This window comes from Rhizobium sp. EC-SD404 (genome assembly GCF_902498825.1).
Classification (GTDB): Bacteria; Pseudomonadota; Alphaproteobacteria; order Rhizobiales; family Rhizobiaceae; genus Georhizobium.
Genome location: NZ_LR701459.1, coordinates 178,997 through 197,881 on the forward strand (window position 1 = coordinate 178,997; position 18,885 = coordinate 197,881).

Annotated in this window: 16 protein-coding genes and 1 tRNA gene; 14 read left to right on the plus strand and 3 right to left on the minus strand. The window is 62.1% G+C overall.

Translation table 11 applies throughout. From position 1 onward, the window contains the following. Positions 1-104: 104 nt before the first annotated feature. Together GC125_RS01930 and GC125_RS01935 are read left to right on the plus strand one after the other, a co-directional pair. Positions 105-1,559 (plus strand): aldehyde dehydrogenase family protein, encoded by a 1,455-nt coding sequence (locus GC125_RS01930; RefSeq protein ID WP_151983617.1) that lies wholly within the window; start codon positions 105-107, stop codon positions 1,557-1,559. An 11-nt stretch (positions 1,560-1,570) separates the two neighbouring features. Beyond that, positions 1,571-3,313 carry a thiamine pyrophosphate-dependent enzyme gene (locus tag GC125_RS01935; protein WP_151983619.1) on the plus strand — a complete coding sequence of 581 codons (1,743 nt, stop codon included), beginning with the start codon at positions 1,571-1,573 and terminating at the stop codon, positions 3,311-3,313. On the opposite strand, the gene GC125_RS01940 is transcribed toward GC125_RS01935, so the two are convergent. Continuing rightward, a complete protein-coding gene (locus GC125_RS01940; protein ID WP_151983621.1) occupies positions 3,271-4,224 on the minus strand; it encodes a LysR substrate-binding domain-containing protein in 954 nt (317 codons plus the stop codon). The two genes, GC125_RS01935 and GC125_RS01940, sit on opposite strands and share 43 nt — an antisense overlap. Before the next feature lie 94 nt (positions 4,225-4,318). Between GC125_RS01940 and GC125_RS01945 the strand changes: the two genes are divergently transcribed. The 3 genes from GC125_RS01945 to GC125_RS01955 all read left to right on the plus strand — a co-directional run bounded on the left by GC125_RS01945 (position 4,319) and on the right by GC125_RS01955 (position 8,022). Further along, a complete protein-coding gene (locus GC125_RS01945; RefSeq protein ID WP_126012087.1) occupies positions 4,319-5,065 on the plus strand; it encodes a class II aldolase/adducin family protein in 747 nt (248 codons plus the stop codon). Positions 5,066-5,127: 62 nt separating this feature from the next. After that, positions 5,128-6,081, plus strand: coding sequence for a TAXI family TRAP transporter solute-binding subunit (locus tag GC125_RS01950; protein ID WP_199864403.1), 954 nt, complete (start codon positions 5,128-5,130; stop codon positions 6,079-6,081). Positions 6,082-6,090: 9 nt separating this feature from the next. Beyond that, entirely contained in the window at positions 6,091-8,022 is a 1,932-nt protein-coding gene (locus GC125_RS01955) for a TRAP transporter permease (RefSeq protein ID WP_151983625.1), read from the plus strand. A gap of 465 nt (positions 8,023-8,487) precedes the next feature. Here GC125_RS01955 and GC125_RS01960 read toward each other — a convergent pair. Further along, positions 8,488-8,574: transfer RNA gene (locus GC125_RS01960), tRNA-Leu, on the minus strand. Between the two features lie 958 nt (positions 8,575-9,532). Between GC125_RS01960 and GC125_RS19880 the strand changes: the two genes are divergently transcribed. The 9 genes from GC125_RS19880 (at position 9,533) to GC125_RS02005 (ending at position 18,460) form a co-directional block, all read left to right on the plus strand. Further along, on the plus strand, positions 9,533-9,946 hold the full coding sequence (locus GC125_RS19880; protein ID WP_199864665.1) for a DUF2325 domain-containing protein: 414 nt from the start codon (positions 9,533-9,535) through the stop codon (positions 9,944-9,946). Positions 9,947-10,171: 225 nt separating this feature from the next. Continuing rightward, on the plus strand, positions 10,172-11,473 hold the full coding sequence (locus GC125_RS01970) for a polyhydroxyalkanoate depolymerase (RefSeq protein WP_151983629.1): 1,302 nt from the start codon (positions 10,172-10,174) through the stop codon (positions 11,471-11,473). A gap of 149 nt (positions 11,474-11,622) precedes the next feature. Next, a complete protein-coding gene (locus GC125_RS01975; protein WP_151983631.1) occupies positions 11,623-12,072 on the plus strand; it encodes a DUF2852 domain-containing protein in 450 nt (149 codons plus the stop codon). Between the two features lie 150 nt (positions 12,073-12,222). Next, positions 12,223-12,987: a M48 family metallopeptidase gene (locus GC125_RS01980; RefSeq protein ID WP_151983633.1), complete on the plus strand. Its 765-nt coding sequence runs from the start codon at positions 12,223-12,225 to the stop codon at positions 12,985-12,987. A gap of 52 nt (positions 12,988-13,039) precedes the next feature. Next, positions 13,040-13,729, plus strand: coding sequence for a phosphoribosylanthranilate isomerase (locus tag GC125_RS01985; protein ID WP_151987440.1), 690 nt, complete (start codon positions 13,040-13,042; stop codon positions 13,727-13,729). Beyond that, complete coding sequence (trpB, locus tag GC125_RS01990; protein WP_151983635.1) at positions 13,726-14,946, plus strand: tryptophan synthase subunit beta; 1,221 nt, start codon at positions 13,726-13,728, stop codon at positions 14,944-14,946. The genes GC125_RS01985 and trpB overlap by 4 nt, the downstream gene beginning before the upstream one ends. 84 nt (positions 14,947-15,030) lie before the next feature. Beyond that, a complete protein-coding gene (trpA, locus tag GC125_RS01995) occupies positions 15,031-15,870 on the plus strand; it encodes a tryptophan synthase subunit alpha (protein WP_151983637.1) in 840 nt (279 codons plus the stop codon). Positions 15,871-16,074: 204 nt separating this feature from the next. Further along, positions 16,075-17,085, plus strand: coding sequence for an acetyl-CoA carboxylase, carboxyltransferase subunit beta (accD, locus tag GC125_RS02000; RefSeq protein WP_151983639.1), 1,011 nt, complete (start codon positions 16,075-16,077; stop codon positions 17,083-17,085). 31 nt (positions 17,086-17,116) lie between these two features. Beyond that, positions 17,117-18,460: a bifunctional folylpolyglutamate synthase/dihydrofolate synthase gene (locus tag GC125_RS02005; RefSeq protein ID WP_151983641.1), complete on the plus strand. Its 1,344-nt coding sequence runs from the start codon at positions 17,117-17,119 to the stop codon at positions 18,458-18,460. Between the two features lie 61 nt (positions 18,461-18,521). Here GC125_RS02005 and trxA read toward each other — a convergent pair whose 3' ends face one another. Continuing rightward, complete coding sequence (trxA, locus tag GC125_RS02010; protein ID WP_151983643.1) at positions 18,522-18,845, minus strand: thioredoxin; 324 nt, start codon at positions 18,843-18,845, stop codon at positions 18,522-18,524. Positions 18,846-18,885: the final 40 nt, after the last annotated feature.

Below are 18,885 nucleotides of genomic sequence, written 5' to 3' on the forward strand. Positions count from 1 at the left end.
AGCGACGTTTTATACCCTCAGCAGTATGAAAGGGGAGGGATCTATATATTTGACTGATCGTTCCCGACACGCAATTCCTCTCCTGTCATCAGGGAGGCAATCTTATGGAGCGGATCACTCAGGCCGAGCGCATGCTCATCGGCGGGGAACTGGTCGAGGGTGGAGGCGGTGAATGGTCGACTTCGGTCAATCCAGCCACTGAAGAACCGATCGGCCGCGTGCCCGTTGCGACCCGCGATGACGTCGAGCGCGCCGTGGTCGCCTCAGAGAAGGCGTGGCCCGAATGGGCGGCGCGCACGCCGATGGATCGCGCCCAGGTCATGAACCGATTTGCCGACGCGATTGCGGCCCGGGCTGACGAGATCCTGCGCGTCGAGGTGACGGATACCGGCAACACGATCCGTCCGATGCGGATGATCGACGTTCCGACTGCGGTCGAGTCCCTGCGCTACTATGCCGGCCTTGGTCCGGATCTCCGCGGCGAAACGATTCCCGCCACGCGCGATCATATCCATATGACGATGCATGAGCCCTATGGGGTCGTGGCGCGCATCGCGCCATTCAACCATCCCGTAATGTTCGCCGTTGCGCGGACTGCCGCAGCATTGGCAGCCGGCAACGCCGTGATCGTCAAGCCGCCGGAGACGTCGCCGCTATCGGCCATGATCCTTGCCGAGATCGCCAAAGAGGTTCTTCCGGCCGGTCTGTTCAATATCGTCACCGGCGACGGGCGCGGCGCCGGCGATGCCATCGTTCGGCATCCGCGCATCAAGCGCATCGCCTTCATCGGATCGCCGGTCACGGGCCGCGCCATCCAGCGCGCCGCAGCCGAGGTGACGGTCAAGCACATCTCATTGGAGCTCGGCGGCAAGAACCCGATGATCGTCTTTCCCGACTGCGATCCGGAGAAGATTGCGGATGCAGCGGTCGCCGGCATGAACTTTTCCTGGCAGGGGCAAAGTTGCGGATCGCTGAGCCGGCTCCTTCTGCACGAGGACATTCACGACCGGGTGCTCAAGGCGGTGGTCGAACGGGTGTCGGCGCTTAAGCTCGGCGATCCCTTGAGCGAAACCACGGATGTCGGACCGGTCAATTCCGAGGTCCACATGAAGCGTATCCTGGAGCATTGCGCCGCCGCTGATGCCGATGGAGCGCGCAAGATGCTCGGCGGCGGAAGGCCGGCGGGCAAGCAATTCGAAAAGGGCTATTGGGTCGCCCCGACCGTCTATGCCGACATCACACCAGCGCACCGGCTTTGGCAAAACGAAGTGTTTGGCCCGGTGCTCGCCGTCAGCAAATGGAAGTCCTTCGACCAGGCCGTGGAAATGGCCAATTCCACCGAATACGGGCTGACCGGGGCGATCTGGACCAACGATATCCGCGATGCGCTCCGCATGGCGCGCAAGGTCCGCTCGGGTCATTTGTGGATCAACGGGGCGAGCATGCACTTCCTCGGCGTCCCATTCGGCGGGATGAAAACCAGCGGCGTCGGTCGAGAGGAAGGTCGCGAAGAACTTTACAGCTACACCGAGACGAAAACCATCAACATCATGCTCTGACGGGATCCGCCATGCAGGACAAGACACAGAACCAGACGCCTGAATGGGGCTCCGACGTGATCGCTGAGACGCTGCGCGCGCTCGACATGCGCTATATCGCGCTCAATCCGGGCGCCAGCTATCGCGGCATTCATGACAGCCTGGTCAATTTCACCAGCGACGACCCGGAAATTCTCCTTTGCATCCACGAGGAAGCAGCTGTCGCGATCGCCCACGGCTGGGCCAAGATCACGGGCCGGGCCATGGCCGTCGCTCTTCATTCGAATGTCGGGCTGATGCACGGGTCCATGGGGATCTTCAACGCGTTCTGTGACCGGGTGCCAATGATGGTGATCGGCGCGACGGGACCACTCGATGCTGCCAAGCGGCGGCCTTGGATCGAGTGGATTCATACCGCTCAGGACCAGGGCGCGCTGGTGCGCGATTTCATCAAGTGGGACGATCAACCCGGCAGCGTCGCGGCGGCACGCGAAGCCTTGCTCCAGGGCACAGCGATCGCGGAGACCGCGCCGCGCGGCCCGGTCTACGTCAATATCGATGCGGCGCTTCAGGAAGAAAAGGTCGGGACGGCCCTCGCTCCGATCGATGTACGACGCCGCGGCGCACCCGTGTCGACGGACCCGGCCGCTGAGCTCGTTGCGTCGGCTAAGGCAATGCTTGGAGATGCCAAAAGCATCGTGATGCTGATGGGTCGCATGTCGCGCGATCTCGACGACTGGAACCGCCGCGTCGCGTTGGCCGAGCATCTCGGGGCCCGCGTCATCACCGACTTCAAGACCGGATCCACATTCCCGACAACGCACGCGGCGACCATTGGCAAAGCAGGCTATTTTCCAGATGCCGATGCAAAGGCTGCGCTTGCGGCGGCCGACGTGATCGTCAATTTCGACTGGCTGGATTTCGGCGGAACATTACGGTCGGTCTTCACCGATGGCGTCGTGTCCGCCAAGATCATATCGGCATCGCTCGACAGTTACGCGCATCGCGGCTGGTCGAAGGATGGCGGCGCGCCGTTTCCGGCAGACATCGCCTTCATGAACGAACCGGACCGAGTGATCGCGGCGCTCGCTGCGGCCTTCGGCCTGGCCAGAGCGACCTTGCCTGGCCTTCCGTCACAACCGGAACTGCCGACAGGCGATATCCTGACGCCACAGGACATCGCCGCCCTTCTCCGTTCCAAGCTCGACGCTCACAAGCCCTGCCTCATCCGCGGACCGCTGAGCTGGACAGGAGCGGACTGGCCGGTGGATCATCCGCTCGGGGCGCTTGGCTACGACGGTGGCGGCGGTATCGGCTCGGGCTGCGGCATGGCCGTGGGCGCGGCGCTTGCGCTGCGCGACACCGAAAGCGACCGTCTGCCGTTGGCGGTTCTCGGCGACGGGGATTTCCTGATGAATGCCTCCGCACTCTGGACCGGTATCAACAAGAAGGTTCCGCTTCTCGTCATCGTCCTCAACAACCGGTCGTTCTACAATGACGAGGTGCATCAGGAGACCGTGGCGAAGCACCGTAGCCGTCCTCCTGAAAACAAGCATGTCGGCATCGTGATGAACGACCCGGATATCGACATCAGCGCCATTGCGCGCGGGTTCGGAGCTTTCAGCCCGGGACTGGTTCGTGGCGCGGACGCACTGCTTCGAACGATTGACGAGGCACTTGCCGTCGTTGCGGATGGAGGAACCGCGGTCATCGAGATCGATACGGCGAAAGGCTATGCGCCTTCCATGGTCGGGGCTCTGCGAAGCGGCTCCTGACCCTTCAATCCGCGGGTCAGCTCTTCCATCAGCGATACCTGGAAATGGGAGAGCTGCTTGCCCCTTCGCCTGACGAGATAGACCGGGACGCGCAGTTCCATCCCGGGTGTCATGATCACGCGCAACGTTCCCACATCCAACTCGTCGGATACAGACGAGCGAAACAAAAAGGCAGCGCCGGCGCCGGCGCGAACAGCCTGCTTGATCGATTCGGCGTGCCCGAATTCCATGGCGATATGCTCCCGCTTCACACCGTAGCGCGCGAGGCAATGCTCCTCGATCTCGCGCCGCGGCGTGCCGGATTGCGCGGTGATGAAAGGCAGCTTGGTCAGTTCCGACGAACTGAGATCGTTGCCACCAATCTTGGATTTGCCGGATGCGACGAGAATTAATTCCTCGTCCATGACCTTATCGACGTCGAGCCCCGCAGTCTCGTGGCGCGGATCCAGAATGGTGTAGGCGAAATCACAGTCGCCGATATGGACGGCATCCGTGACGGAAACTGGCGTCGCAATACGGACCGATATCTCTCCCTTCGGATAGATTTCGTGGAATTTCGAAATCAAACCCGGCAGCACATAGGAGCCGAGCGTCATGGATGCCCCGACCGTCGCTTTGCCCACGAAGCCGCGCTGGAAGTCCGCCATTTCCCGTTCCATTTCGCGGGTCCGGCTCACTATTTCACGCGCCCAGCTGTAAACGCGCTGTCCCTCCTCCGTGAGGGTGATCTTGCGTCCGGTCCTGCCCGTCAACGGCGCACCGAACTTCTCGGCGAGCGCTTTCACATGGGCCGAGACCACCGGCTGAGCGATGCCCATGCGTTCGGCGGTGCGCGAGAAGCTGCCGAGTTCAACGACGAGGCAAAAGACCTCGAGCTTGTGAATCGAGATCTGCGAGATCAGTGAACGCATGATAGCTTCCAAGCTATAGTTTGATCGGAACTATATATTCGATACCAGGCAGGCGGCAAGTTTGGCTCTCTTCAGTAGATGGAGGGCCACAAGCATGAACCAGCAAATCACGCGTCAGGGCGACGCAGCAGTTTTGGACGCGACCTTGACCGCTTTGGTCATCGCGAACCGGATTCTCGCGCGAGAGGACGTCATCGACGATTTCGGGCATATCAGCGTCCGCAATCCGCTCAATCCGAATACCTATTTTCTGTCGCGGTCGCGCAGCCCTGCCGTCGTGACCCGCGGCGATATCATGGAATTTACGCTGGACGGCGAACTCGTCGGCGACGATCACCGCCGGCCATATGCCGAGCGTCACATCCATGGCGCAATCTACAAGGATCGCCCGGACGTCAACTCGGTGACACACCACCATGCCCGGTCGGTTCTGCCGTTCACGATGGTCGACATCTCGCTGCGGCCGATGTTTCACATGGCATCGGTCATCGGCAAGGATATCCACACCTGGGACAGCCAGGACGAATTCGGCGACACCAACATGCTCGTCGACAGCATGGAAATGGGCCACTCGCTGGCGCGAACGCTCGCGAACAGCCGCGTTGCGCTCTTGCGTGGCCACGGCTGCATCTGTGCCGCCGCCGACATTCGCTCGGTCATCATGATTTCCATCGCGCTGAAGGATAACGCCGCACTCATCCAGCAGACGAGGCAACTGGGAGAAGTGACGTACCTGACCGATGGCGAGATCGACATGGCCAGCAAGATGCTGCTCAGCGAAATGCCCCTGGCACGCGCCTGGGACTACTGGGTCGGCCGCGCCGGTTTCAGCGGTCTTTAGAGAATGAAGGCCGCTGGATGGGAGATCCGCCGGCCGATCTTGGAAACATGGAGGAGACCAACATGAACTATCACATTCTTTCGGGCGTTTGCTTCGCGGCAGGCCTCACATTGACCGGCCTGGCGCATGCACAGTCGCTCGGCATCGGCGCTGGCACCCAGGGCTCGCAGAATTATGCCGTCAATGCCGGCTTTGCCGAGTTCCTGTCAGAGGAACTGGGTCTGGACGTGCGCGTGCAAGCGTATGGTGGAACGGGCCAATCCATGCCCCTGATTGACGCCGGCCGTCTGGATTTCCAATTGGTACCCAGCCCCGACTTTGCGGCCGCTGTCTTTGGCGATGAACCCTTCGAGGGACGACCGCTCGGAAATCTTCGCGCCATCGGCTCGCTCAGTTCCTCGGCCTACGGCTTCATGGTCCGTGCTGATTCCGACTACCACGACGTTTCCGAAATCGGTGGCCTGACGATCACTTACGGATACGCAGCCCAGCCGACGCTGCGGCTGCAGGTCGACGGCATCCTCGCCGCCGGTGGTCTTTCGATCGACGACATGAGCGCAAGCAACGTGCCTTCGGTCCCGAATGGCGTCGACGATCTGATCGCCGGCAATGCCGACGTAGCCTTCTTCGCGCTGCAGGGCGGAAAGACGCGCGAAGCCGATGCCGCGATCGGCATCCGATGGCTCGCCGTCGAGGAGACACCCGAAGCCGAAGCTGCAATGCAGGAATTCGTGCCGACCTCATACATCAAGGTCGTTCCGGGAGGATCAGCGCCGGGTGTCGAGGAAGACACGCCGATGATGGGATACGATTACGTACTCACGGGCGGCGCCCATCTCGACGACGCGCTCGTGCGTCAGATCGTCGAACTCCTGCACGACAATCCCGACAAGGTCAGAGCCATCCTCAATACCTTTGCCGAGTTCGCGCCCGAGGACATGGCGCCTCAGATCGAGGGGATCGAGTATCACCCGGCAGCGTCCGCTTACTACGAAGAAATCGGGTTGGTGGACTGAGGAACCGACATGTCACTGGAAGAGAGCAACGTGGAAGAGCCGCATCGCGGACCACTTCTCTGGCTGGAGCGATTGAGCGGCACGCTGATCGTGCTGCTGTCGATCGGCTATGCCGGAGATCTACACCGATATCTCGGCGTTTCCGTATACGATGCGCAGCTTCTGGCGGCAGGCCTGACATTGGCACTGACCACCGGCTTCCTGGCAATTGCCAGGACGTCGGTGGGCGGGCTGCTTAAAGTGGCGAGCCTCATCGCCGCCGCCGTAACCCTCGGCGTCGGTTTCTATCTCGCCATCGACTACATCAACATCACTATGGAGGCGCCTTACCTGCCTTTCTGGCTGGTGGCTCTTTCCGGCGCCGTGCTCGCTGCGCTCATGCTCAACGTGGTGCCTTCGGTCGGCATGGGCATCTTCGTCGTGGTCATGCTTTTCATTGCCTACGGCCTGTTCGGACATCTCATGCCCGGCGAGTTTCGCAGCCGCGAGACATTGTTTTCCGAGCTCGCGATCTACCTTGCGACCGACGCAAACGGCATGCTTGGCCAAGCGCTCAAAGTCGCCGTCGTCATCGTCGTGCCGTATCTCTTGTTCGGCAAGCTGCTCTCGGCGTGCGGCGCTGCAAATTTTTTCAATGACGGCGCGCTAGCGCTGATGGGTCGCTTCCGTGGTGGGCCAGCGAAAGTAGCGGTCACCGCCTCTTCGCTTTTCGGCTCGATCTCCGGGAATGCGGTAGGGAACGTTGTCGGAACCGGGGTCGTGACCATTCCGATGATGAAGCGCGCGGGCTTTTCGCCCGCTTATGCCGGTGCGGTAGAAGCGACGGCATCCACCGGCGGACAATTGGTGCCTCCTGTCATGGGCGCAGCCGCCTTCATCATGGCCGACATGATCCAGGTCGACTATGTCGAGATCATGCTGGCCGCGCTGCCTGCCGCGATCCTCTACTACGTCGCGATCTTCATCAACGTGGACCTGAGGGCGGGGAAGCGCAATCTCCTGGCCGTGCCCGCGGATTCGATCCCGAGCGGCTGGGGCGCACTGAAGGCCGGCTGGCATTTCATCATCCCTTTCGCGGTGCTGTTCTACGCGCTCTTCGCTCTCAACATGCGGCCTGAACGGGCGGCAGTGCTGGCGACCGTCGTTCTTCTCGTGCTCAGCTTCGTGATGGGCTACAAAGGCCAGCGCATGCGGGTCCGCGAAATCCTGCCCCTGATTGCCGACACCGGACGATCGGCACTCGACCTGATCATCGTCTGCGCAGCGGCCGGCATCATCATCGGCGTGCTCAACATCTCCGGCCTCGCCTTCAATCTGACAATGAACATCGTCGCAGCCGCCGGCAGCAATGTCATCGTACTCGCCATCATCACGGCGCTGATCAGCGTGGTGCTCGGCATGGGCATGCCGACAGTCGGTGTCTACATTCTGTTGGCGACGCTCGTTGCACCTGCTCTGGTAGAAGTCGGCGTGCCGGTCATCGCGGCGCATCTCTTCGTCTTCTATTTCGGTCTGCTGTCGATGGTGACGCCGCCGGTGGCGCTCGCCTCCTTCGCGGCGGCAAACATCGCAGGCGCATCATCCTGGGCGACGAGCATCGAATCCATGAAGCTTGCCTGGCCGGCCTATATCGTGCCGTTCCTATTCATTTTCACGCCGGCGCTGATCTTCGACGGCACTTGGCTCGAAGTGATCTGGACCTTGGCCACCGCCATCCTCGGCATCTATATGGTGACCGCGGGGATCGTCGGCTTCTTCCGACGGTCGGTCACGCTGGCCGAACGGGGGATGCTGGTTGTGGCGGGCATTCTTGCGCTGCTGCCGGCGAGCATCCTGCCGGGCTTCATCTGGACGGATGTCGTTGGAGTGATCGGCTTCGGAATCCTGTGGGCGATGATACGACCCAAGCAGACGTTGGCAGTCGAAGTGGCCGCACGCTGACGACATGCACATGGCCCGCCCATGATCGGCGGGCAGTCATGTCCGCGCGGTCATGAGTCCAACGAAGGACGCAATCCTCCGTGAATAAATCTCCATGTCCTCTTATTCGATCCGGGACATCGCTCCTCCGATGTCCAGATCGAATTGTTTGGTCACTGATTCAACGGTGATGCTGACGCCGCATCAATTGGTAGATTCAGTCAGAGCACGGCGATGTCGAAGACCCGCTTTGGCGGCCTAGGCGCGCGAATCCTGACGGAGACAGGGGAGCGTTCTTCCGGGATGAATGTGACGCTTCGACGTTGGTGCGATGTCGGTGAGAACCAAATCCCGGGTATGGAAAGTGCCGTTGCAGCCAGCGCGAAGCGACGGTCGCATCAAGGCGTCCGGCAACAGTTGCCGTTGCAACTGGGATCCCGGGGGCAGTCCTAAATTTCTTGAATATTCAAGATGTTATCATCTTGCTGGTGCCCAGAAGAGGACTCGAACCTCCACACCCTTGCGAGTACCAGCACCTGAAGCTGGCGCGTCTACCAATTCCGCCATCTGGGCAACTGGCGCCGATGTAAGGGGCGCAGGTTGCACTGTCAACGGCTTTTCTCGGCAGTACGCAACAAGCGACCGTCTTGATTGAGCGACGATAACATGACTATCATACTCATGTTTTAACGCTGATCGTCGGAGATGGTGCATGTGCGCGAGTTGCAGCGGAGCGGGACGAGACGAGGCGCGCAAGGCCGGGGCTCGGCTGCGGTTGTGGGCGTTCGACGACAATGCGCATTGCCCGGTCATCGGGACCTGCCTGACCCATGAAGATCTCACGCGGATCGCCGCGACGCTTCGGATGGTGTTTCCGAAGGAGGCGCAGGACTATGACACCCACGGCCATTTCGTCCGTGCCGCTACGACCGATACACCGGAAGCGCGGGCCGTTTCGAAACTGCTCGACGACCGACATGCCGGGCTTTTGCGGCGCGTCCGTCGCGAACAGTGCCAGGAAGCATTGCTGAAGCTCTGGGACGAGATGAAAGCCGACGGGCGAATCGCCGGCGGGTTCTGGGCCTTCATGACCTCGTCCAACGTGGGTACCGCGCTGCGCGGCCACATCTTCGGCGAAGTCCACATGCTTTCGCATCTGATGGGCAGTGCCAGCCGCCGTCAGAGCGAGGAAAGCGCACGCCTCAAAGCGGAGCTCGAGGAGTTGCGCATGCGGGCGAGCCGGCAAGAGGCCCATGCACGCCAGACCATCGCGGAGCGCGATGCGCAGATCACCCGGCTGGACGGCGCGCTGGCGGAAGCCCAGCGGGCGCTTGCGGCCAAGACCTCGAATCACCCGACGGAGACGAAGGGGGCCGCTGGCTCCCTGTCACCGGCACGCCGCCAGAAGCTCGAACGGGCGCTCGCGGTCGCCCGTGGCCGCGCACGGGCGGCGGAAACGGAGGTCAAGAATTTAAACACCGCTGCGGCGCAGGCGCGAGGTCGTCCCCTGACGCAGTCGGCCGAGCCGGAAATGCCATCTCCGGCTCAGCCGCAGCTGCGTCCGATGATGCGCCTTCAAGGCCTGAACGTGCTCTATGTCGGCGGGAGAAACGGACAGGCGCACCATCTGAAGGCGCTTGCCGAGACTTTCGGAGCGCATTTCCACCACCACGACGGTGGCCTGGAAGATGCGGTGACGCGGATCGACGACGTGCTGCCTTCGATCGATTGCGTCTTCTGCCCGATCGACTGCGTCAGCCACGATGCCTGCCTGCGCGCCAAGCAGGGCTGCAAGAAGCTCGGCAAATCCTTCGTGCCGCTACGCAGTGCAAGCCGCGCATGCCTCAGACATGCCCTGGTTTCGATGATCGGATCCGACGAAACACCCCACCAATCGGCCATAGACGGGCGGAACCCTACGGAGAACCGGGGCGTTTACGCCTAAAGTCCAGTGCGGCAATGTTGCAGAGCAGCAAAAGCGTGCTAACTTCTTTTTACACAATCGCTGTCATAAAGACTCTAACGAACCGGGATCAGCGGTGCATTGGAGCGGAGGCTCAGGCCGACGCTTCCTTCTAGGGCTGGGTGGAATAGCGGATGGCGGGAAACCGCCAGCGAGCGAGAGCCTGAAACACCTCTGCGGCCGGGTCCTCAACAAGGGCTCTCGCCAATGTTCTATCAGTTCTACGAAATGGGCCATGCGGCGGTCGCGCCTTGGCGCGCTGCGGCGGACGCCATGAAACTCGCCTATCAGAACCCGCTCAATCCGCTGTCGCACACCGCTTTCGGGCGCGCCGTCGCCGGTGGCATGGAAGTGTTCGAGCGCACCACAAGGCGCTACGGCAAGCCGACATTCGGCTTTGAGACCACGCGGCTGAACAGCGGCCCCGTTTCGGTTCACGAGAAGACCGTCTGGTCGCGCCCCTTCTGCAATCTCATTCATTTTGAACGTGCGCTGCCGGCAAACCACCGCGCCGAGCCGAAGATCCTGATCGTCGCGCCGATGTCGGGCCATTATGCGACGCTGCTACGCGGCACCGTGGAAGCGCTGCTGCCCAAGGCCGAGGTTTATATCACCGACTGGATCGACGCCCGGATGGTGCCGGTCACGGAAGGGCATTTCGATCTCGACGACTACATCGATTACGTCATCTCGATGCTGCATGCGCTCGGACCGGATACCCATGTGATGGCGGTCTGCCAGCCATCCGTGCCGGTGCTCGCGGCGGTAGCTCTCATGGAAGCGCGCGGCGATGCCATGGCGCCTTCCTCGATGACCCTGATGGGCGGCCCGATCGACACGCGCCGCAATCCGACAGCCGTCAATCAGCTGGCGCAGGACAAGCCGCTTTCCTGGTTCGCCGACAACGTCGTGATGCAGGTGCCGTGGCCACATCCCGGCTTTGGGCGCGATGTCTATCCCGGCTTCCTGCAGTTGTCGGGCTTCATGTCGATGAACCTCGACAAGCACATGGACGCGCAGAAGGATTTCTTCTGGCACATGGTGCAGAACGATGGCGATTCGGCAGAAAAGCACCGCGAATTCTACGATGAGTATCTCGCCGTGATGGATCTGACCGCCGAATTCTACCTGCAGACGGTCGATGCGGTTTTCATCAAGCATGCGCTGCCGAAGGGCGAGATGATGCACCGCGCCGAGCGGGTGGATTGCAGCGAGATTCGCAACGTGGCGCTCCTCACCATCGAGGGCGAGAACGACGACATCTCCGGCATCGGTCAGACCGAGGCCGCGCAGACGCTTTGCAGCAACATCCCCGATACGATGCGCCACCACTACATGCAGCCGAAGGTCGGCCATTACGGCGTGTTCAACGGCTCGCGCTACAGGGCGGAGATCGCGCCGCGCATTTTGGATTTCATGCGCACCCATTCCGCTGCCAACCGCAAGGCGGCTGCAGCCAAGGCAAAATCGCCTGTACGCAAGGTGATCCAGGGCGGCAAGGGCAATTGAGGGAACGTGCTGCTTGACGAAAGTTGGTAGCGTTTGCCGGCACTTAGCGGTTTTGAATAGCGCTCGTTCTTGAACCGCCACAATCTTTTCCCCAACTCGATGTCAAGGGGCGGCAAGGGTGCCGCTCCCCCGCAACGACGAGGAAAGAGATGACCACTTCCCATGTGCATGCCGCTTCGGCCAGCAAGCCGGTAATCCGGCCTGAATGGACGCCCGCGACCATCGCGCTGATGGTGCTCGGTTTCATCGTTTTCTGGCCGCTGGGCCTTGCCATGCTCGCCTACATCATCTGGGGCGACAGGCTTCCGGCACTGAAGCGCGATGTAAACAAGGCGACAGACAGCATGTTTTCGACGTTCTCACGTACAACCGGCACGGCACGCACACCGACCGGCAACGTGGCCTTCGACGACTGGCGCTCCGAGGAACTGAAGCGTCTCGATGAGGAACGCAATCGCCTGGAAGCCATGCGCGATGAGTTCGAGGACTATGCCCGCGAACTGCGCCGCGCAAAAGACCAGGAAGAGTTCGATCGCTTCATGGCTCATCGCCGCACCAAATCCGGCGAACGCAGCGGTCCGACGATCGACGCGGAGTAACCGAGAAGACGGTCGCCTCATTCGGTTCAAGCTTCCCCTGCCCCATCCGATGACAAGACCGTTACACCGCGTCTGCGGCGCCTCGTGAAAGCGAGGCGCCGTTTCTCTTTTGAAGGCTCCACTTTCGGCGAATCATTTAGACTGGGCAGTATGTTCAAGGCGCTTTCCCCATTGTTGCGCGGCCGCAAGACGAAGCCTCGAGAAGCGCTTCGCGAGGTGCGGGTGCATGACCGCGTGCTGCCTCTCGTCATTGCCGAGCATGGGCGCAGCACACGCCTGACATTGCGCATCGAGCCGGGGGGGCGGGCGTTGAAGGTGACCGTGCCGCCGGGCGTCCCGTCGAGCGAGATCGATCGCTTCATCGAGCGCCAGCAAGGTTGGCTGTTGACGCGGCTTGCGCGGTACCCGGTCGGTGCGTCGATCGTCGATGGCGGACAGATCAGCCTGCGTGGCGTTGACCACGTGATCCGCGCGACCGGAAAGGTGCGAGGCCGCACCTCATCCATGGTGGAGAACGGCCAGGCCTTTCTCGATGTCGGAGGTGCGCCCGAACATCTTTCGCGCCGCATCCGCGATTTTCTCAAGAAGGAAGCACGGCAGGATCTGACCGAAGCGGTCGTTCGCCATGCGGGAACGCTGAAAAAGCGCCCCGGAAAGATCACGATCAAGGACACCCGGTCGCGCTGGGGCTCCTGCACATCGGATGGCAATCTCGCCTTTTCCTGGCGCATCGTCATGGCGCCGCCGCATGTCATCGACTATCTCGCGGCCCACGAGGTCGCCCATCTGGCCGAGATGAACCACGGCCCGCGGTTCTGGTCCACCTGCCGCGCGCTCTGTGCCGAAACCGATGCCGCGCGGGCTTGGCTGAAACGGCATGGCACGCTTCTGCATGCGGTCGACTTCGGCACGTGACCGACACCCTGCCGGCCTCGACTCCGGCGCCTTTTCATGGCACCTGACCGCGATGGACATCCAGGTCAAAATCTGTGGCCTTTCCGACGACACCGCGGTCAGGGCAGCCCTTGACGGCGGCGCGAGCCATATCGGCTTCATTTTCTTTCCGCCGAGCCCGCGGCATGTGAGCGTCGAAGCCGCCCGTGCGCTACGCGCGCAGGCCCGCGGCCGAGCGCTTGCTGTCGCCGTCACTGTCGATGCGGACGACGCTCAGTTGGATGAGATCGTTTCCGGCATGGCGCCAGACGTTCTTCAGCTTCACGGCAAGGAGACCCCCGAGCGCGTGCGCGCGGTCAAGGCGCGCTACGGTCTGCCCGTGATCAAGGCCTGCTCGATCCGCGACGCCGGTGACGTCGAAGCAGCACTGGCCTACGGGTCGGTCGCCGACCGGCTGCTCCTCGACGCGAAGGCGCCGGCAGGATCGAAACTGCCGGGCGGCAACGGCGTGAGCTTCGATTGGCGGCTTCTTGCCGCGCTTGACGAAAGCGTCGATTACATGCTTTCCGGTGGCATCACGATCGGCAATGTCGACGATGCGCTGAGCGTGACACATGCCCGCGCGCTCGACGTATCCTCTGGTGTCGAAAGCGCTCCGGGCGTAAAGGACGCTCAACTGATCTCGCAGTTTCTCCGAACGGTCGATGAGCGCGGACATGGCGCGCGCAGTCGTGCTGAGGTCGGGCAAGGGAGTTTCTCATGAACCAGCTTCTGAAGCCGAATTCCTTCCGGGCAGGCCCGGACGAGGACGGTCGTTTCGGCATTTTCGGCGGGCGCTTCGTCGCCGAGACGCTGATGCCTTTGATCCTCGACCTCCAGGACCACTGGACCACCGCAAAGACCGACCCTGCCTTCAAGCAGGAGCTGGAGTGGCTGAACAGCCATTATATCGGTCGTCCGAGTCCGCTCTATTTCGCCGAGCGGATGACGGAAGAACTCGGCGGCGCGAAGATCTACTTCAAGCGCGACGAGCTGAATCACACGGGCAGCCACAAGATCAACAATTGCGTCGGCCAGATTCTGCTCGCCAAGCGGATGGGCAAGACACGCATCATCGCCGAGACCGGTGCTGGCCAGCACGGTGTGGCGACGGCAACGGTTGCCGCACGCTTCAACCTGCCTTGCATTGTCTATATGGGCGCAACCGACATCGAGCGGCAGGCACCGAACGTCTTCCGCATGAAGCTTCTCGGCGCCGAAGTCCGCCCCGTCACGTCGGGCAACGGCACACTCAAGGATGCGATGAACGAGGCGCTGCGTGACTGGGTCACCAATGTTGACAGCACCTATTATCTCATCGGAACCGCGGCCGGCCCGCACCCCTACCCGGAAATGGTGCGCGACTTCCAATCGGTGATCGGGCGCGAGACGCGCGAACAGATGCAAGAGCGCGAAGGTCGCCTTCCCGACATGCTGGTCGCTGCCGTCGGCGGCGGATCGAACGCGATCGGCCTGTTCCACCCGTTCCTCGACGATCCGACGGTTCAGATCGTCGGGGTCGAAGCGGGCGGCAAGGGCCTCGATACAAACGAGCACTGCGCTTCGCTGACGGCCGGTGCGCCGGGCGTGCTGCATGGCAACCGCACCTATCTGCTGCAGGACAATGACGGGCAGATCGAGGAGGGCCATTCGATCTCGGCTGGCCTCGATTATCCCGGCATCGGCCCGGAGCATTCATGGCTGAAGGACAGCGGCCGCGTCGAATATGTCGCCATCACGGACCGTGAGGCGCTGGATGCGTTCCAGTTCCTCACCCGCGTCGAAGGCATTATCCCGGCGCTGGAACCCTCCCACGCGCTGGCCGAGGTGATGAAGCGGGCGCCGAAGATGGACAAGGATCAGATCATCGTCATGAATCTGTGCGGGCGCGGCGACAAGGACGTGTTCACCGCCGCCAAGGCCCTTGGCGTGGAGCTTTGATGCCGGGCATTCTTCGCCCAAACCATCGCCTATAGAAGACACTCGGCGCAGCATTTAGCTGTCGCAAAAAACGGTACCGACGCAATGACCGCACGCATGGACCAACGGTTTGCCGATCTGAAGGCTGAAGGGCGCCCGGCGCTCGTCACCTATTTCATGGGTGGTGATCCGGACTACCAGACTTCGCTCGACATCATGAAGGCGCTGCCGCGCGCCGGTGCGGACATCATCGAGCTCGGCATGCCGTTTTCCGATCCAATGGCGGATGGCCCGGCAATCCAGATGGCCGGACGCCGTGCGCTGGACGCCGGCCAGACGCTGGCGAAGACGATCGACCTCGCCCGCGCCTTCCGCGAAACCGACCAGAAGACGCCGATCGTGCTGATGGGCTACTACAATCCGATCTATCGCTACGGCGTCGAGCGCTTCCTGGACGACGCGCTGGAAGCGGGCATCGACGGGCTGATCGTCGTGGATCTGCCGCCTGAGATGGACGACGAGCTTTGCCTGCCGGCGCTCGCCAAGGACGTCAATTTCATTCGCCTGGCCACGCCGACCACGGATGCCAAGCGCCTCCCGATGGTGCTGCGCAACACCTCCGGTTTCGTCTATTACGTCTCGATGAACGGCATCACCGGCTCGGCCCTGCCCGATCCGTCCGGCATCGGCGAGGCGGTCAACCGCATCAAGGCGCATACCAACCTTCCCGTCTGCGTCGGTTTCGGCGTGAAGACGGCGGAACATGCGCGACGGATCGGCATGGCTGCGGACGGGGTCGTCGTCGGCACGGCGATCGTCAATCAGATTGCGAACACATTGGACGCGCAAGGTCGCGCCGGAGCAGACACCGTCGAAAGCGTCGCCACGCTGGTGCGCGGCCTCTCGACCGGCGTTCGCACCGCGCGTCTGGACGCGGCCGAATAGGCTTCCCATATCGGAAGCGACTTCGAGTAATTTGTCGCGTTTCCGAACGGTGAACCGGTACCCACTTCACCTGGAAGCGCTCTAGAGCAGTTTCGCGTTTCTTCGAATCGCTCAACGGCTCTAAGTTTTTGATTTGTCGCGTTTCCGACGGTGAACCGGTATCCACTTCACCTGGAAGCGCTCTAGACTTCAGGAGCCATTCGCTTGAACTGGATCACCAACTACGTCCGGCCGAAGATCAACTCCATGTTCGGCCGCCGAGAGGTCGCCGAGAACCTCTGGATCAAGTGTCCGGAGACCGGCGAGATGGTCTTCCATAAGGATCTCGAGAGCAATCAGTGGGTCATCCCCTCGTCGGGGTACCACATGAAGATTTCGGCCAAGGCGCGTCTCGGCTATTTCTTCGACGATGGCGCCTATGAGCTCATTCCAGCACCGAAGGTGCCGCAGGATCCGCTCAAATTTCGCGACACCAAGAAGTATGTCGACCGGCTGCGCGAGCACCGAGCGAAGACCGAGCTCGACGACGCGATCGTTGCCGGCATCGGCAAGGTCAGCGGCATCGAGGCGGTTGCTTGCGTGCACGACTTCAACTTCATCGCAGGCTCGCTCGGAGTGGCCGCCGGAGAGGCGATCATCGCCGCCTTCGAAATGGCCGTGAAGCGCCATTGCCCGCTGGTGATGTTCCCGGCATCGGGCGGCGCGCGCATGCAGGAAGGCATCCTGTCGCTGATGCAGCTGCCGCGTACCACTGTTGCGGTGGAAATGCTCAAGGAGGCGGGCCTTCCCTACATCGTCGTTCTGACGAACCCGACGACGGGCGGCGTTTCGGCTTCCTACGCAATGCTCGGCGACGTTCACCTTGCCGAGCCGGGCGCCGAGATCGGTTTTGCCGGCCGCCGCGTCATTCTTCAGACCATTCGCGAGCAGCTGCCGGAAGGCTTCCAGACATCGGAATACCTGCTCGAACACGGCATGGTCGACATGGTCACCCATCGTCACGACATCCCGTCGACGGTCGGACGGCTGCTCCGCATGATGCTCAACCAGCCGGCACTCGAAAAGCCGGAGATCTCAGAGACCGGCAACGGCATCGCGCTCAACGGCACCGGCGGCAGCGACCCGATCGTCCAGATCCTTGACGATCCAGGCACGGCGCGGGCCAAGCCCCCGCTGGTCGATGCGCGCCGTGAGGCAACGCCGGCGGCGAACTGAACCGCCCGCCGGACGCCCGAGGAGTGCATTCATGACGACGGCACCGGTTGAGACCGCAGCTCAAGAAATCGACAAGCTTCTGGCCCTTCACCCGAAGGGCTTCGATCTGTCGCTGGACCGCATCCGCGCGTTGCTCGCCAAGCTCGGCAACCCGCAGGACAGGCTGCCGCCGGTCATCCATATCGCCGGCACCAACGGCAAGGGCTCTGCATCCGCCTTCTGCCGCTCGATCCTGGAGGCCGCCGGGCTTCGCGTCCATGTTCACACGTCGCCGCATCTGGTGCGCTGGCATGAGCGCTACCGCATGGCCGGCCCCATCGGCGAACCCGGCGCGCTGGTCGATGATGCCATACTCGCCGATGCGGTGCGCCGCGTTGCCGAGGCCAATGGCGGTGCGACCATCACGGTCTTCGAGATCCTGACGGCGGTGACCTTCGTCCTCTTCTCCGAACATCCGGCGGATGTGGCGATCATCGAGGTCGGACTCGGTGGACGCTTCGATGCGACCAATGTGATCGCCAAGCCCGCGGTTTCGTTGATCATGCCGATCTCGCTCGATCACCAAGCCTATCTCGGCGACCGCGTGGAACTGATCGCCGCGGAAAAAGCCGGCATCATGAAACGCGGCTGCGCCGTGGTCATCGGACATCAGGAAGAAGATGCGGCACGCGAGACGCTCGTCGCGATTGCCGAGCGGCAGGGCTGCCCGACCACGATCTTCGGGCAGGATTTCTTTGCCCATGAGGAGCATGGCCGGCTCGTCTACCAGGATGAATTCGGCCTGGTCGACCTGCCGCTGCCGCGACTCGTCGGCCGGCATCAATATGCCAATGCCGGGGCCGCCATTCGCGCGGTGAAGGCCGCCGGGTTTCTCGTCGACAACGACGCGATCGAAAAAGGGCTGACAGGCGTCAAATGGGCCGGGCGCATGCAGCGGTTGACCGAGGGCCATCTGCTCGACTCGCTCCCGAAGGGCAGCGAGCTTTGGCTGGACGGCGGACACAATCCCGGTGCCGGCCAAGTGATTGCCGAAGCCTTTGCCACGCTGGAAGAACGCAACCCCCGGCCGCTTTATCTCGTCGTCGGGATGCTTTCGACGAAAGACCCGATCGGTTATTTCAGTGCTTTCAAGGGCCTGGCGAAGTCGGTCTTCACCGTCGCGATCGCCAATTCGGACGCGGCTCTCGATCCGCTGGTGCTCGCCGACGACGCGATCGATGCGGGCCTGACCGCGGAGCCGGTGTCGGACATCGTGGATGCGCTCGACCGTATTGGCAGGCTCGCCGATGGCGAAAACGCGCCGAGGGTTTTGATTGGGGGCTCGCTTTACCTGGTCGGCGAGGCACTCGACCTCAACGGCACGCTTCCGGACTGAACGAACGAAAAATGCCCGGCTCTTTCGAACCGGGCATCGAAGTCTCGAATTTTCCTCAAGATCAGGAAACGGCGCCGGAAATCCAGGAAGACAGAGCCGTCTTCGGCGATGCGCCAACCTTGATGTCGGCGACTTCGCCGCCCTTGAACATGGCGAGCGTCGGAATCGAACGCACGCCGTACTGGGCTGCCAGTTCCGGATTGTCGTCGATGTTCAGCTTGGCGACCTTTACGCGGCCGGCCATCTCATTGGAGATTTCTTCGAGGCTCGGTGCGATCATCTTACAAGGGCCGCACCATTCGGCCCAGAAATCGACCACGACCGGTTCGGCGCTGTCGAGAACCTCGGCCTGGAAATTATTCTTGTCGACTGTGACGGTTGCCATCAAGGCACTCCTTCATCGCGTTTTCGTTGAGCTCAATGTG